A 16254-nucleotide genomic window follows, 5' to 3' on the forward strand; every position below is an offset into this window, starting at 1 on the left:
CACTGTTCTATACTTATGGAGAGTTAAAGGAAACATTGGATTGAAAGTACTTTCATTGAAATCACTCCTTTGTACTATCTGAATGAAAAGTTCTGGCCGGAGCATTTTCTTTTTAAGCGTAATAACGACTTTTTTACTTATATTACTGTAATATAGTGGAATTTGAAAGTGAGGAGGGATTATTATCCATTACCAACCTATTAAACTAAATGACGAGTTATCTAAAATTAACGATTATTGGTATCCACAAGTGATTGGTGAAATGAATGACGATCAAATTCAGCTTTTTAAAGCTAATGGAGATTTTATATGGCATGAGCATCCTAATACAGATAAGCTATTTATTGTGCTTGAAGGGGAGATGTTCATCGATTTTCGTGATGGACAGGTGAAAATTTCTAAAGGCGAGATGTTTATTGTCCCGAGAGGCGTTGAGCATAAACCTTTCACTGAAAAGGAATCCCATATCATGTTGGTAGAGCCTAAAAGGGAAATGGATTGATAATTGTAAAAAGATAAAAAAGGAGCGGAAATCCGTTCCTTTTTTATTTATCTTACTATTTTTAGGAGCTTAGTATGAGTAAGATGTGAATAAAGGATGAATAGCATTTTTATCAATAAAAATTTATTGGATTTTTTGTGGAATATATATGAAACGTTGTATAAAATAATCAAGAAAGCCAAAAATTATAGGGGGAAAGTTGTGAAGAAAAATAAGAGTTTAATAAGTTTTTTAGGAGTGTTTCTTATGTTGTTTTCTTTTTGTTTTCAAGGAAATGTACAGGCAGATGTAAATACTGTTCAATCTGGAAAAATCAAATCAGGAAACGTAACAGTATGGGAAGTTGGAAATGTAGCGAAAGTATTAGCGGATGTGGAGCGCTTAAATTTAAATACAGTAAATGTACCGATTCAAGTAGATATCCCAAATGTGACTTCTACGAACATGGTAATTAATCAAGCGCAAAAGCAACAAGCTATTATTTTAATTCAAGAATTATTAAAGCGTAATATTCAAGTTATAGTGGAACCGTTCCCGTATATTCAGCAGGGGAATGTTGGAGAGACAGAATGGAACCCAAGTAACATTAATGATTTCTTCTGGAATTGGAAGACGGTTATTCTGCAAGATATTTTTAATTCCATTACAAGTAAATACAATGTGTATGGACTAAAGATTGCTTCTAATTTCGTGAATATGGAGTATGCAGAAGGATACTGGAGCGATACAATTGATTTTGTTCGTAATCAGTATAAAGGAAATGTTTTGTATCAAATGAACTGGTGGTTAACAGCAAGCTGGGACCCTTCTTATGAAGCGAAGTTTAAAGAGAAAATCAATCGCCCGTATTTAAAAAAGGTGGATATTGTTAGCATAGACAGTTGGTTTGAAGTTTCAGGAAAAAGAAATCCAACATATGAAGAAGTGAAGCAAAGTTTATTTGCGACAACAGTATATAATCGTGGGCAAAATGTTGTTCAGCAATTGGAACAATTACATAATGCAACAGGAAAGCCAGTTTACTTCGGTGGATTTAACGTTCCAGCACGTGAACTTGGATTACAAAATCCATGGAATCCAGATGTTTCAAATGTGTTTTCGAAGGATGTGCAATTAAATGGATGGCGTGCTTACCGCGATGTATTAGAACCGAAACCATATTTTAAAGGTTTTTCAATTTGGTTTATTGGCTCTAATGATAGTACACATGCGTATCAAATACATAGTAAAGAAGCAGAGGCAGTTATTAACGGGTGGTACAGAAAATAAATTTTATAAAATAGGTAAGTTTTAAAGTTTACTACATATATTTCTAGTGAAAGGCCTTTCACCATCTTATCACCTAGGGGGCAATCATAATGAAATTTTTGTCTTACCTTACAGTAATTTTGGTGATTCTTGGCGGTTTGAATTGGTTATTTGTAGCGTTAGATTACAATGTAGTTGAGAAATGGTTTGGTTCTATGCCGGCGCTTGTGGACACTATTTATTGGCTCATTGGTCTCTCTGCTATTTATCAAATTTTTGATCGGTTCTTTACGAACGATTAGCTATTATTCTTTCATTATTAGAGTGTTAAGTACGATTATGTACTTAACACTTTTTTATATGTCCATAAAAAAGTCTGCACTTGCAAGCGATTCCATCGCGTCTTGCGCCCTAATAATAGAAAACAAATTGACCACATATTATATTTTAGGTTATAATTCAGAAAGTTTAAAAAATAATCCGATGAGAAATAGGGAGGTTATGAGGGTAATGGAGAGAGTCTATAATTTTTCAGCAGGACCATCAATACTCCCTTTGCCAGTTTTACAGAAAGTGCAAAAGGAGCTATTAAATTATAACGGGACAGGCATGTCTATTATGGAAATGAGTCATCGATCTTCTTATTTTCAAAGTATTATAGAGGAAGCGAGTAACTTACTTCGTGAATTAATGAGCATCCCTGATGAGTATGAAGTTTTATTTTTACAAGGCGGTGCGTCATTACAATTCTCTATGATACCGTTGAACTTAATGAATACGTATAAAAAAGCTGGATACGTACTAACTGGCTCATGGTCTAAAAAGGCATTGCAAGAAGCCGAAAAAGTTGGGGAAGTACAAGTGATTGCTTCTTCCGAGCAAGAGAAGTTTACTACGATTCCTAAACTGGACGGTTTATTAAGTGATGAAAAACTAGATTATGTACATATTACAACGAATAATACAATTGAGGGGACAAAATATGTGGACATTCCACATGTAGAAAAAGTGCCGCTCGTTGCGGATATGTCCTCAAATATTTTATCAGAGCGATATGATGTTTCGAAGTTTGGTCTTATATATGCGGGGGCGCAAAAGAATTTAGGACCTGCGGGCTTAACGATTGCTATTATAAAAAGAGATTTAATTGGGGGAGCAGATCGCTCTTGTCCGACAATGTTAAATTATGAAACTTACAGTAAAAATAACTCCTTATATAATACACCGCCGTCCTTTAGTATTTACGTAACGAAACTTGTACTAGAGTGGTTGAAAGAGCAAGGCGGAGTATCTGCGATTGAAGAACAAAATAGAATGAAATCTTCACTTCTTTATAATTTCTTAGATGAATCAAAATTGTTTACTTCACCAGTTGATCCTACGTATCGATCACTTATGAACATTCCGTTTACAACACCGTCAGAAGAGCTGAACAGTGAGTTTTTACAAAAAGCGAAGGAACGCGGTTTCGTTACGCTAAAAGGACATCGCTCAGTTGGCGGTATGCGTGCAAGTATTTACAATGCGATGCCAGCACACGGCGTACAACAATTAGTAGATTATATGAAGGAATTTGAGCTTGAGAATAGATAGGGAGATGGGGATATGTTTCGTATTCAAACGTTAAATCAAATTGCAGAAAAAGGTTTGCAAGTTTTTACTGAAGAATGTTATGAAGTAGGAGATAGAATCAATCATCCAGATGGAATTTTGCTTCGTAGCTACTCTTTACATCAAGAAGAATTTTCAAAAGACTTAAAGGCGATTGCAAGAGCTGGCGCTGGTGTAAATAATATTCCTGTCGAGCGATGTACAGAAAAAGGAATTGTAGTATTTAACACGCCGGGGGCAAATGCAAACGCCGTAAAGGAACTCATTATTGCCAGTCTTATTATGTCTTCACGTAACATTATTAATGGTGTAAGTTGGACGAAAAACTTAGAGGGTGAAGAAGTACCACAGCTTGTTGAATCAGGAAAAAAACAATTTGTTGGATCAGAAATTGCAGGGAAACGTCTAGGTGTTATCGGACTTGGCGCAATCGGTGCTTTAGTTGCGAACGATGCGTTAGCGTTAGGGATGGACGTTGTTGGATATGATCCTTACATTTCAGTTGAAACAGCTTGGCGTCTTTCTACACATGTGCAAAGAGCATTTAGCCTTGATGAAATTTTTGCAACGTGTGATTATATTACATTGCATATTCCTCTTACGAATCAAACGAAGGGGATTATTGGAGAACACGCTATAGAGAAGATGAAAAGAGGGATGCGTCTATTTAATTTCTCTAGAGGAGAACTTGTAGATGAAAAGGTTCTTCAAAAAGCATTAGAAGAAGATATTATTACACATTACGTAACGGACTTCCCAAATGAAAATGTAATAAAGATGAAAAATGTAACAGCAACGCCTCATCTTGGTGCATCTACGTCTGAATCAGAAGAAAATTGTGCAGTAATGGCAGCACGCCAATTACGTGAATATTTAGAGACAGGAAATATTCGTAATTCAGTAAACTATCCAAACGTAGAATTGCCGTATATCGGAAAGAAACGAATTACAATTATGCATCAAAACGTCCCGAATATGGTAGGGCAAATTACAGGATGCTTAGCGGAACATCATATTAATATTGCCGATATGATTAATCGTAGTAAACATTCTTGGGCATACACAATGATTGATATCGATAACGGAATTGATGATATAATAAAAGAGAATATTGTAGAAAATATAAGCAAAATTACAGGTGTTGTAGCCGTTCGAATGATTGTGTAAAGGAGAGAGGAATGTGGCAAAAATACGACCGTTTCGGGCCATTCGTCCAGTAGAGGAAAAAGCGGCACAAGTGGCAGCTTTACCGTATGACGTATTAAATAGTGAAGAGGCAAGGGAAGTTGTAAAAGGGAATCCATATTCTTTCTTGCATGTTGATAAAGCAGAAATTAATTTAGATCCTGAACTGTCACCGTACGATGATCGCGTGTATGAAAAAGCGGGAGACAATTTAAAGCAATTTATACGAGAAGAAGTGTTCATACAAGATGAAGAGCCAGCGCTATATATTTATGAACTGACGATGCAAGGAAGAACGCAGTCAGGCCTTGTCGTTTGTACATCTATTGATGAGTATGAAGATGATACAATTAAAAAACATGAAAGAACACGTCATGAAAAAGAGCTAGATCGTATTCGCCACGTAGATGTGTGTGACGCAAATACAGGTCCGATTTTTTTAACGTACCGTACAAAAGATGAAGTAAAGCATTTAATTAGAAGCTGGAAAGAAGAGCATGCGCCAATTTATACATTTACAGCAGAAGACGGTGTTAAGCATGTTGCGTGGAAGATTGCAGATGAAGATGTAATTACGACTTTAGTAAACGCATTTGAAGATATTCCTAATCTTTATATTGCAGATGGGCATCACCGTTCTGCATCAGCTGCAAAAGTAGGACTTATGCGAAGAGAACAATATCCAAATTACACAGGAGAAGAGGAATTTAATTTCTTCTTATCGGTTCTATTCCCTCATGATGAATTATCGATTTGGGACTATAACCGAGTTGTGAAAGATTTAAATGGCTTATCAGAGGAACAGTTTTTAAATCAAATTACGCAGTACTTTTATGTAGAAGGAGTACCTGTTTCTCCGTATAAACCAAATGAGCCAAAAACATTTGGTATGTATGTAAATGAGAAGTGGTATAAGCTCACAGTGAAAGAGGAAACGTTTGATGCGAATGATCTTGTTAGAGGTTTAGATGTATCTATTCTGCAAGACCATTTATTAAGCCAAGTGCTTGAAATACATGATCCGCGTTCTGATTCACGTATCGATTTTGTCGGAGGAATCCGCGGATTAGAAGAACTAGAACGCCTTGTGAACAGCGGCGAATACAAAGCAGCATTCGCATTATATCCGACATCTATGGAAGATTTATTAGCAATCGCAGATGCCGGAGAAGTCATGCCACCGAAATCAACGTGGTTTGAACCGAAACTTCGTAGTGGGTTGTTTGTTCATTCTTTAAAATAAATAGACTTCTTTAGTTAGAAAAACCGAAATGATTTTTAGTTTCGGTTTTTCTTATTTTAAAAGAGCTTTGAGGAGGGGTACCAATGAAATTAAATTACAAGTAGGCGAAAAAACCACCTTTGAACGAACTTTTACGAAAGAAGATATTGCTTTATTCACAGAGGTTTCTAGGGATGAGGGGGCGCACCATGTTACACCAGATGAGCAAGGGAGATTTGTTGTACAAGGACTGTTAACTTCAACACTTTCTACAAAAATCGGCGGTGATTATAACGTATTAGCTTGTAAGATGGATTTTGAATTTTTGCGTCCTGTTTTTAGTGGGGATACGATTCGTTGTGACGTAACAATTGAGCAATTTGAATCTGATGAAAAAAATCGTACAAAGATAATTGCTATGCTTACATATAGAAATCAACTTGAAGAGGAAGTAATGAAGGGGAGATAAGGCTAGGTAGCATAAAATGTATCACTATATGTGGAGTGATTAATGCAAACATGTGGGTTGAATGGTTTTAAATGATGAATTTGCGGTGATAGCGGTGATGGAGGGAAAAGAATATGTTGAGTATAAAGATAAAGTAGAAAATATAATGAATTGAACCCGAAAAGTAACGCAGTAATTGGAGGTGGTACACTAAACTAGACATTAAGTTAAGTGGGAAATTGCAACGACATATATTTCCTTGTGCTCTAGAACACCTAGCTAAAGAAAATATTGAGCAAAGGAGTTAGTTGTTTTATGTGTATGGTTTAACCCGAAATTGTAAGTATATAACTCACACCATTATGTAGTTACCTTGAAGCATCTACAGATATTCTTATCATCCCTCAAGAATCACTTAGCTCTCGAAGTTGAGTAATTTTATGCACAATTAAGTGAACGTTTTTCTACATAGATTAGTTGACATTTATATATAGTTCATCCATTTCTAAATGTATTTTTGCTATGCTGTTTTTCAAATATAACGGATAAAATTTTCATATTCACGAATTTAGTGCATAATGGTCGTTGGATAAATTGAAATACCACGTTCCTTTAGAATATCAGACATATTATCTTTCTCAAACTACTTTTCTTTAACAAATCTCATCTATTATGCTCCTTAGTTGGTTTTCCGGAGTTTATTATAGTTTGAAAAAAACTGCACGAGAACCTATATTTATACTGTTTTGGTGCAGGTTCGCTACAATATAAAATATACAACAGTAAGGATAAAACCTACTTTGTAATTGCAAATGAAACTTATGTATATGTGAAGTAAGGGGAAAGAGGGTCTGCACATAATCAATCACCCTTTTTTATAACGTTTCTTTGCAGAGGTACGTTATAAAAAAGGGTTGTTAATTGAAAGATGAAAAATAACTTCTATTAATCATTCATATTTTATTAAATTACATTGATCTAATTATAAGTCAGCTGAAACTGTACTTATTCCAACCTGGATAGTGCTAATAACGGTATATAATCTATGGTATGAGTTTATAGGAGTAGAAACTACTTTTCATTTGATATATTTATTTGATGATTGGTTATAGTACTATACTTCTTATTTATAACTATATAAATCCAACCAATAATTGATAAGATAACTGGATAGAAAATAGCCCAACCACTAAATGAGTATACAATAATACATATAATTAGAGATAGGAAGGCCATCCACCAACCAATATCACGCACTTTTAATAATTTAAGAGCAGCTAGCATTGTAAAAATATATGAGGTAATAAATATTACACTAGGACCTTTAAGAAGCATTTCTAAATTTGGTCGTGTCATACCATAAAAAATTAAAATACAACTAAAAATTCCTCCTAAAACTAGTAATATCCTAGTTGGAGTTTGAAATTGAGAATGTAACTTAGCAAAGAAGGAAGGGAAATGTCCTTCTCTAGCTTGAGCGTAAATCATCCTTGAAAAACCTGCAATGTTAGCATGTACAGCACTAAACGAAATGAAAATTGCTAAGATAGTTGTTATATAGGTACCTATTGGTCCTAATCCTTTTGATATTAGAATACTAAGGGAAGCTATCTGATTCTTATCACCATATGAGTGAGTACCTATTGTTACAAAAGATATAGCAATGTACATAATGGAGATACAAATTGCTCCTAAAAATAAACTAATGGAAATATCTTTAGCAGGTCTTTTAAATTCTTCAGCTAATGGGGTTATCATTTCCCACCCTACAAAGGAGAAAAAGATAATTACAGAAGAAGCGCCAACGGAAGACCACCCGTTTGGTACAAATGGTGTAAAAGAACTTAATTTTACATATGGTATAGAAACGATAACAGCGACAACTATTAAAAGTGAAATAATACAAATTACAAACACACTAACTTTTGACGATAGTTCTATCCCTTTTATATGTAGGAGCAAAGAGGTAATTAAAATTAATGCTGCAATTCCTATAACACTAAGATTGCTTATTGGAAAAACATATCCAATATAATGGGCACCTGTTAAAGCAATAATAGGTACTCCAATAGGAATAGAACCTAACATAATCCAGCCTAGGATGGCACTTGTATTTGCATTAAATGCCATTTGAACATAAGCTGTAATTCCTCCAGCACTAGGAATCATTTTAGCAAGACGCGCTAGAGTCGCTACAATAGGAAAAGCTAATATAGACATGATAACCCAAGATAAAATTGAAGCTGGTCCAGCGCTATTTGCAGTAATTGAAGGTAAAATAAGGATTCCACAACCTAACACAGCTCCGATGGTTAATGCGGTCCCCTGTACCCAAGTAATTGAACGTTTCAATGATTGTTGTGTCAAGATTCTCAGCCTCTCTTTCGTTAATTGATATTAATTATATAAAGTTTAAAAAAAAGATAACATGCTATAATTTATGTATTAATTATAATTTTCTTAAAGAATTTAAGAATTATTAAATATTTTCTTAATTAATCAAGGGGAGGCCAAGCAATGGATGATACAGATTTAAAGATTCTTTCTCATCTTCAGGAAAATGCACGTTTAAGTATGGTTGAAATAGGAAAACTGGTAGGTTTGAGTTCTCCTTCTGTTACAGAGCGAGTTAGAAGACTAGAAGAACAGGAGGTAATTATAAGTTATCGCACGATTGTTAATCCGAAAGAATTAAAAAAACATATTACTGCGTTTGTTTTGATGGAACCAAGGGATTGCAATAAATATAAAAAGTTTGCAATGGAACATTCGGATGTGGTTGAATGCCACCGTATTGCCGGTATGTATAGTTATCTAACAAAGGTAGTGACGGAATCTGTACATACACTCGAAGACTATATTAATTTGTGCTTAGAGTATGGAAAGCCTACAACCTTGATAGTGCTTTCTTCTCCAGTAGAACATAAATCATTTTTTACAGAGAGTGAAAAACTTTAATTACATATGAGTGATTATTCAAAATAAAAAGCGTTAAATTAATACCTAATAGGAAATAGAGTCCTATTAGGTATTAATTTTCAGAAAATCATCTAGAAAATTCAGATAAAAAATAATATTTTACATATTCTTACTACTGGTGGGATAATGGATATTGTATTTTAGAAAAATTAAATTCTTAGTTAATTGGAGGTAGGATTATTATGAAATATGCAGTGCTCACAAATGATTTACAGTATGATTTGGTTAATAAAAATGAGGATAGAATTGCAGCTGTGGAGGGTTTTTATTTATTAATTTTTTAAGTAATTATTGCTTAAATCCAATGATATCAACATCTAAAATATATCACGATTCAAAAGAAGAGGGAATATCAGCCGGTTTTCATATCTTATCAAATTGCGAAGTTCCTAAGGGTGGAGTAATCACAGAAGAAGGGATATTAGACAATACCATCTATACAAGCACAATGTGTATGGAGTCTGGTACATATTATTATCATACCTACGATTGTAGACAAATTACAGCCATTCATTTATTTGATGAAACCTTAGATTCAGAAGAGATTAAAACCTAGCCATTCCTGTGTAAACAGAATATATTTTATGAAAACTAATTAGAATAGGTAAACTGTATACAATACAAATTCAGGGTTCTTATGTGGTTTTAATCTATTTTTAAATGAAAAATGAATAACTAATAAACATTACAACCTGCAAAAAATCAAAAAGGAAGCGTGATTAGCTTGTTGATTAATCCTGTTTTAAAACTGATGCATACGGGGACGATCCCATATACAACAGTTTTAAAAAATTAGATACTTTATTTATTAAGTTAATACAAGTTACATCAGTATAGGAAACAGTGGAAATCTAAATCTTTGTTTATATGTTAATTACTTCAAACGTATCCCTTCGAATGCGTTTATAACCAAGTCATGTACATAGGAATCATCCAACTTCTCACCGGTTACTAGCAACCGATAAAAAATTGGCCCGTAAATGAGATCGATGCTTAATTCAACATCGAGGTTTTCTTTTAATTCTCCTCTGTTAATTCCCTTCTCCAGAAGTTGCTTTGCTTGCAGTCGACGTGGTTGGAAATATCGAGCACGATATTCCTCTGCTAGTTTCGAATCAAATTGCCCTTCACCAACTAACTCATTGATAATAGTTCCTTCTCGACTGATCAAAAAACTGGCTAAACTTGTAGCGTGAGTTAAAATATCATTCAATGCTGAACCTGTGTCAGGTACAGGCAATCTAGCAGCAGCAGCAGAAAGAAAACCATCCATTACCACAGCAGCCTTATTTGGCCACCATTTATAAATCGTAGCTTTGCTGACTTTAGCACGGTCTGCAATTTTATCGACTGTGACTGCTTTAAAGCCACTTTCCAATAATAACTCATAGGACGCAGAAAGTATGGCCTTTTGGGTTTCAATATTACGTGGTCGACCTCTTTTACCTTGCACATTAATCATTCCTTTCAAAACATAAACTATACGTTTAGTATACTTAATACGAACAAAAAACAAAATAGCCTATTTACAAAACTGAACGTTTAGTATATATTTTAGTTAATTAATAAACTGAACGTTTAGTTTATTAATTAACTAACTAACATCTTGTAATGTTATGGATATATTTAGGTTCCAAAAATCACAAATTAAATTGCTAAAACATTTAGATAAGGGGGATAAAAAAGAGAAGAAATTGGACCTTTTAAAAGCAGAATGGAAAGTAGCTCAAACTTAATTTATTACAATAAAAAATGGCATCGCAGTAGTACTTGCCAAGGTGATTTAGTAATTTTGAAATAAAAGTATGGGAGGAAATAGTTATGTCTAATTTTAAAAATAAAGCAATTGATAAGGATATTTCATCAGGCTTAGTCATTCTTTTAGCAACTGCATGTGGTATTATTGTGGCTAATCTTTATTATGCACAGCCTTTAATTGGGGTAATTAGTAATGAAATTGGGCTTTCTAATAGTAGCGCTGGATTAATTGTAACGCTAACTCAAATTGGATATGTTGTTGGCTTATTATTTCTTGTGCCTTTGGGGGATATTGTTGAGAATAAAAAATTGATACTTATATTGTTATTTTTAAGTGCATTTGCACTCATTTCTATGGTTTTTGTAAAAAGCGCAACCTTGTTGTTAATTGCTTCATTCTTTATTGGACTGGGTTCGGTCGCAGCGCAAGTACTCGTACCTCTTGTATCATATCTTTCATCGGAGAATGCACGCGGTCGCGTAGTTGGCAATGTCATGAGTGGTCTGTTATTAGGTATTATGCTTGCGCGACCGATATCTAGTCTAGTAGCCGATATGTGGGGATGGAATGCAATATTTGCTTTATCTGCTACTGTAATTATTGTTTTAGCGTTTGTATTATCGAAAGTACTCCCTACTAGGAAACCAAAGGCGAAAACAAATTATATAGCCTTACTTAATTCAATGTGGCAACTGCTACGTACTACTCCAATTTTACGCCGTCGCGCCATTTATCATGCTTGTGTATTTGGGGCTTTTAGTTTATTCTGGACCACTGTTCCATTATTATTATCTAGTCCTGCTTTTCATTTTTCTCAGACTGCCATAGCATTATATGCACTTGTCGGAATTACAGGTGCAATAGCCGCTCCAATAGGTGGTCGTCTAGCTGATCTTGGCTGGACACGACCCGCCACTGGGATAGCTCTCACTATTGTTATTATTTCTTTATTACTTCCACTTATTATTCAAAGTAGTTCGCCCATAGGAATAGCTGTTTTAGTAATTGCTGCAATTCTGTTGGATATGGGAGTATCTGCAAACCTTGTGCTTAGCCAACGTTTAATTTTCTCGTTGAGTCCAGAAATTCGTAGTCGATTAAATGGGCTATTTATGGCTATATTCTTTTTAGGAGGTGCTGTTGGATCCTTTATTGGAGGATGGGCATATGCCTTAGGAGGATGGAATCTAACATTATGGATAGGAATCGCTTTTCCGACCATAGCCTTGCTTTATTTTGCTAGAGAAAAATAGTTTTATAATCAAATTTAAACAGTCCGGATTCGTTTGAATGCTTCTTCATTGGTATGTCCGAGTTTTATAGATTAATTGCGGTTATTTTGAAGTTTTTACATCAGAACCAGACTTTTTTCTATATTGCTGTAATTGAAAAAGACTCACCTTGTTGAATATATTTGAAATGCAATAAAAAAGAGCTTGTGTCAAAACACAGACTCTCTTTAAGTTGAAATGAATATAGCCGACCCCTTTAGAGAAGGAAACGATAGAGCGACAAGAATATGGGGAGATTTAATCTTTAAAAATGAATTTCATCAGGTGGTCGACTGCAATAAAATTGATAAAGAAGATTATTTACTGTAATGGAACGCAGCCCAATTAAAGATATTGAGATTAAGCATTTACTCCAAAATGTATTAGTAGATGAAATAAATAGTCATGAAATATTCATGAAAAGTATTAATAGTAGTTACTATTATGAGGGATATACTGAATATAATATAGAGGATTTATAAAACAAAAAGGGCTGAGATAGCCCTTTTTATTTTACACTTTGACGAGTATTTTTTATAAAAAAATACGTTATTCTTTTTGTAAAATTATAAGAAAAGATCACGTTTTTGTATGTCTATTTCTGTATCCATTGAATTACAACTATTTGCTTAAGAAATCCAAAGCTTTTTATCACCAAATATCTTATGAAATCTTGCCAGAGAGTTTGGTTTCTTGCGATGAACCCGTAAATTTCAAACAAAAGATATACCCAATTCATGAGTAAGGATGAAAAAGAAAGAACTTCTATAATATTTTATTTAATATCAGTTTATAAGGAAATTCATGTAATAAAATATGAAATAATACATATTATAATGATTTATTAAGATAAAATGTTATATTTTTGGATGGAATATATAAATGGAGGAAATGTAATGAACAAGAATTTAAAATTTACCCAAATGATGATTGGGATTAGTACGATGGCATTATCATTTGGAAGTATTCAAACACAGGTATCAGCAGAAGAAACAGCACCCTATAATATCTTACAGATGAAACCAATGGGGACAGAAACTTCAAAAGATGAAATTGTACATGCTACAAAAACGGACGAAACTTTGACTTTTGAAGAACGTTTAAAAATAGGAGATTTTTCACAACGTCCTACTCTGGTTATGAAACGTGATGAAATTCAATTAAAGCAAAGCTATACTCTGGCAGAACTGAATAAAATGCCTAATAGCGAACTCATTGATACATTATCAAAAATTTCTTGGAATCAAATTACGGATTTATTTCAATTCAATCAAGATACGAAAGCATTTTATCAGAATAAAGAACGCATGAACGTTATCATTAATGAATTAGGACAACGAGGAAGGACGTTTACGAAAGAAAACTCAAAGGGCATTGAAACATTTGTTGAAGTATTACGTTCTGCTTTTTATGTAGGATATTATAATAATGAATTAAGTTATTTAAAAGAGAGAAGCTTCCATGACAAGTGTTTACCAGCATTGAAAGCGATTGCGAAAAATCCAAACTTCACATTAGGTACAGCTGAGCAAGATAGAGTAGTAGCTGCATATGGAAAATTAATTGGTAATGCCTCTAGTGATACTGAAACAATACAGTATGCAGTAAATGTTTTAAAACAATATAATGATAACCTTTCAACGTATGTAAGCAATTATGCGAAAGGACAAGCCATATATGAAATTATAAAAGGAATTGATTATGATATACAGTCTTATTTGCAGGATACGAATAAGCAACCTAATGAAACAATGTGGTATGGAAAGATTGATAACTTTATAAATGAGGTTAATAGAATTGCTCTCGTGGGGAATATAACAAATGAAAATGGTTGGCTAATTAATAATGGTATTTATTATGCAGGTCGTTTAGGGAAATTTCATAGTAATTCAAACAAAGGATTGGAAGTTATTACACAAGCGATGAGCTTGTATCCTCGTCTAAGTGGACCTTATTTTGTAGCAGTAGAACAAATTAAAACAAACTATGGTGGAAAAGATTATAGTGGAAATGCAGTAGATCTACAGAAAATACGTGAAGAAGGGAAACGACAATACCTACCTAAAACATATACATTTGATGACGGATCAATTGTCTTCAAGACGGGAGATAAAGTAACAGAAGAAAAAATTAAGAAATTATATTGGGCAGCCAAAGAAGTAAAGGCACAATATCATCGTGTAATTGGTAATGATAAAGCGCTAGAACCGGGTAACGCTGATGATGTACTAACAATAGTAATTTATAATAATCCAGATGAATATCAATTAAATAGACAATTATATGGATATGAAACAAACAACGGTGGAATTTATATTGAAGAGAAGGGGACTTTCTTTACATATGAGCGTACGCCAAAGCAGAGTATTTATAGTTTAGAAGAGTTGTTCCGTCATGAGTTCACTCACTATTTACAAGGAAGATATGAGGTTCCTGGTTTATTTGGAAGCGGAGAAATGTATCAAAATGAACGATTAACTTGGTTCCAAGAAGGGAATGCAGAATTTTTTGCAGGATCTACACGTACAAATAATGTTGTTCCGCGTAAAAGTATGATAAGTGGCTTATCATCTGATCCAGCAAGCCGTTATACAGCAAAGCAAACTTTGTTCTCAAAATATGGATCATGGGACTTTTATAAGTATTCCTTTGCACTACAGTCATATTTGTATAATCATCAATTTGAAACATTTGATAAGCTTCAAGATTTAATCCGTGCAAACGATGTGAAAAATTATGACTCATATCGTGAATCATTGAGCAACAATACACAATTGAATGCAGAATATCAAGCATATATGCAGCAGTTGATTGATAATCAAGATAAATATAATGTACCGCAAGTAACAAATGATTATTTAATTCAACACGCACCAAAGCCGCTAGCTGAAGTGAAAAACGAAATTGTGGATGTAGCAAATATAAAAGATGCCAAAATTACAAAATATGAGTCGCAATTCTTTAATACATTTACCGTGGAAGGCAAGTATACAGGTGGTACATCAAAAGGTGAGTCTGAAGATTGGAAAACGATGAGTAAACAAGTAAATCGAACTTTAGAGCAGTTATCCCAAAAAGGTTGGAGTGGTTATAAAACAGTTACAGCCTATTTTGTAAACTATCGTGTGAATGCAGCTAACGAGTTTGAATATGATATTGTTTTTCATGGTGTTGCAACTGAGGAAAAGGAAAAAACAAATACTATAGTAAATATGAATGGACCATACAGCGGGATAGTAAATGAAGAGATTCAATTTCATAGCGATGGTACAACAAGTGAAAATGGAAAAGTTACTTCTTATCTATGGAACTTTGGAGATGGTACAACAAGTACAGAAGCAAATCCTACCCATGTATATGGAGAAAAAGGAACATACACTGTGGAACTAACAGTGAAAGATAGTAGAGGAAAAAAAAGCAAAGAACAGACAAAAGTTACTATAAAACAAGATCCGCAAACAGGTGAATCTTATGAAGAGGAGAAGGTACTCCCGTTTAATACGCTTGTAAAAGGAAATCTGATTACTCCTGATCAAACAGATGTTTATACGTTTAATGTTACAGATCCAAAAGAAGTAGATATTTCTGTGGTAAATGAACAAAATATTGGGATGACATGGGTACTTTATCATGAATCAGACATGCAAAATTACGTAGCTTGTGGTGAAGATGAAGGAAATACTATAAAGGGGAAATTCGTAGCGAAACCAGGGAAATATTATTTGAATGTTTATAAGTTTGATGATAAAAATGGTGAATATTCATTATTGGTAAAATAAATTCATTTCCTATATGTATACAAGGGGTGTATTTCAGGAGGAGTCTGTCACGATAGGCTGCTCCTATTTTTTCTCAAGTATTAATTCTATAAATTGTTTAAATTCTTTCTTTGTGAAAAGTTTAGTTATCAAGAAAAAATAAATAGTTTGTCTCTGGTACAGGGTGTAACAGAGACACTTTTCTTATCCGAATTTGCTTAGCATGAGGTTTCTGAAATGTTATCGTTACCCCTAGCTAAAAATACATGCT

At 33.8% G+C, this 16254-nt stretch carries 12 protein-coding genes and 3 pseudogenes; 13 read left to right on the forward strand and 2 right to left on the reverse strand.

The window, feature by feature from the left end; genetic code table 11:
* Window positions 1-262: 262 nt before the first annotated feature.
* From ACS2QP_RS16335 to ACS2QP_RS16365, 7 genes are all read left to right on the forward strand, one after another.
* The gene (locus tag ACS2QP_RS16335; protein ID WP_000997182.1) at window positions 263-502 is read left to right on the forward strand and encodes a cupin domain-containing protein; all 240 of its coding nucleotides are present in this window, start codon (window positions 263-265) and stop codon (window positions 500-502) included.
* Window positions 503-703: 201 nt separating this feature from the next.
* Window positions 704-1771 carry a glycoside hydrolase family 113 gene (locus ACS2QP_RS16340; protein ID WP_000739788.1) on the forward strand — a complete coding sequence of 356 codons (1068 nt, stop codon included), beginning with the start codon at window positions 704-706 and terminating at the stop codon, window positions 1769-1771.
* Window positions 1772-1860: 89 nt separating this feature from the next.
* Entirely contained in the window at window positions 1861-2052 is a 192-nt protein-coding gene (locus ACS2QP_RS16345) for a DUF378 domain-containing protein (RefSeq protein ID WP_000670804.1), read from the forward strand.
* Between the two features lie 208 nt (window positions 2053-2260).
* Window positions 2261-3343 carry a 3-phosphoserine/phosphohydroxythreonine transaminase gene (gene serC, locus ACS2QP_RS16350; RefSeq protein ID WP_438882616.1) on the forward strand — a complete coding sequence of 361 codons (1083 nt, stop codon included), beginning with the start codon at window positions 2261-2263 and terminating at the stop codon, window positions 3341-3343.
* A 12-nt stretch (window positions 3344-3355) separates the two neighbouring features.
* Entirely contained in the window at window positions 3356-4528 is a 1173-nt protein-coding gene (locus ACS2QP_RS16355) for a 3-phosphoglycerate dehydrogenase family protein (RefSeq protein WP_332284558.1), read from the forward strand.
* A 13-nt stretch (window positions 4529-4541) separates the two neighbouring features.
* Window positions 4542-5789, forward strand: coding sequence for a DUF1015 domain-containing protein (locus ACS2QP_RS16360; protein WP_332284559.1), 1248 nt, complete (start codon window positions 4542-4544; stop codon window positions 5787-5789).
* 88 nt (window positions 5790-5877) lie between these two features.
* On the forward strand, window positions 5878-6237 hold the full coding sequence (locus ACS2QP_RS16365; protein ID WP_438882643.1) for an enoyl-CoA hydratase: 360 nt from the start codon (window positions 5878-5880) through the stop codon (window positions 6235-6237).
* A 1050-nt stretch (window positions 6238-7287) separates the two neighbouring features.
* Here ACS2QP_RS16365 and ACS2QP_RS16370 read toward each other — a convergent pair.
* A complete protein-coding gene (locus ACS2QP_RS16370; protein ID WP_332284561.1) occupies window positions 7288-8583 on the reverse strand; it encodes an APC family permease in 1296 nt (431 codons plus the stop codon).
* A gap of 150 nt (window positions 8584-8733) precedes the next feature.
* Here ACS2QP_RS16370 and ACS2QP_RS16375 point away from each other — a divergent pair, with 150 nt between their 5' ends.
* The 3 genes and pseudogenes from ACS2QP_RS16375 to ACS2QP_RS16385 form a co-directional block, all read left to right on the forward strand.
* Window positions 8734-9174 carry an Lrp/AsnC family transcriptional regulator gene (locus ACS2QP_RS16375; protein ID WP_000342842.1) on the forward strand — a complete coding sequence of 147 codons (441 nt, stop codon included), beginning with the start codon at window positions 8734-8736 and terminating at the stop codon, window positions 9172-9174.
* 203 nt (window positions 9175-9377) lie between these two features.
* Window positions 9378-9461: pseudogene (locus ACS2QP_RS16380) on the forward strand (cysteine hydrolase); the annotation flags it as partial.
* Between the two features lie 65 nt (window positions 9462-9526).
* A pseudogene (locus ACS2QP_RS16385) lies at window positions 9527-9751 on the forward strand (linear amide C-N hydrolase); the annotation flags it as partial.
* Window positions 9752-10069: 318 nt separating this feature from the next.
* Here the strand turns inward: ACS2QP_RS16385 and ACS2QP_RS16390 are convergent.
* On the reverse strand, window positions 10070-10648 hold the full coding sequence (locus tag ACS2QP_RS16390; protein ID WP_001161705.1) for a TetR/AcrR family transcriptional regulator: 579 nt from the start codon (window positions 10646-10648) through the stop codon (window positions 10070-10072).
* A 368-nt stretch (window positions 10649-11016) separates the two neighbouring features.
* On the opposite strand from ACS2QP_RS16390, the gene ACS2QP_RS16395 reads away from it, so the two are divergent.
* The 3 genes and pseudogenes from ACS2QP_RS16395 to colA all read left to right on the forward strand — a co-directional run bounded on the left by ACS2QP_RS16395 (window position 11017) and on the right by colA (window position 16004).
* Window positions 11017-12207, forward strand: a complete 1191-nt coding sequence (locus ACS2QP_RS16395; protein WP_242259283.1) for an MFS transporter — start codon at window positions 11017-11019, stop codon at window positions 12205-12207.
* 210 nt (window positions 12208-12417) lie between these two features.
* A pseudogene (locus ACS2QP_RS16400) lies at window positions 12418-12707 on the forward strand (protein adenylyltransferase Fic); the annotation flags it as partial.
* Window positions 12708-13121: 414 nt separating this feature from the next.
* Entirely contained in the window at window positions 13122-16004 is a 2883-nt protein-coding gene (gene colA, locus ACS2QP_RS16405; protein ID WP_332284244.1) for a collagenase ColA, read from the forward strand.
* Window positions 16005-16254: the final 250 nt, after the last annotated feature.

The sequence above is a fragment of the Bacillus cereus group sp. Bce019 genome, assembly GCF_051781745.1.
Taxonomy (GTDB): domain Bacteria; phylum Bacillota; class Bacilli; order Bacillales; family Bacillaceae_G; genus Bacillus_A; species Bacillus_A cereus.

Excerpts from the sequence above, each read along its gene's own strand:
- ACS2QP_RS16335 (WP_000997182.1), top strand. The coding sequence starts at position 263 with ATGAATGACGATCAAATTCAGCTTTTTAAAGCTAATGGAGATTTTATA.
- ACS2QP_RS16345 (WP_000670804.1), top strand. The coding sequence starts at position 1,861 with ATGAAATTTTTGTCTTACCTTACAGTAATTTTGGTGATTCTTGGCGGT.
- serC (WP_438882616.1), top strand. The coding sequence starts at position 2,261 with ATGGAGAGAGTCTATAATTTTTCAGCAGGACCATCAATACTCCCTTTG.
- ACS2QP_RS16355 (WP_332284558.1), top strand. The coding sequence starts at position 3,356 with ATGTTTCGTATTCAAACGTTAAATCAAATTGCAGAAAAAGGTTTGCAA.
- ACS2QP_RS16375 (WP_000342842.1), top strand. The coding sequence starts at position 8,734 with ATGGATGATACAGATTTAAAGATTCTTTCTCATCTTCAGGAAAATGCA.
- ACS2QP_RS16395 (WP_242259283.1), top strand. The coding sequence starts at position 11,017 with ATGTCTAATTTTAAAAATAAAGCAATTGATAAGGATATTTCATCAGGC.
- colA (WP_332284244.1), top strand. The coding sequence starts at position 13,122 with ATGAACAAGAATTTAAAATTTACCCAAATGATGATTGGGATTAGTACG.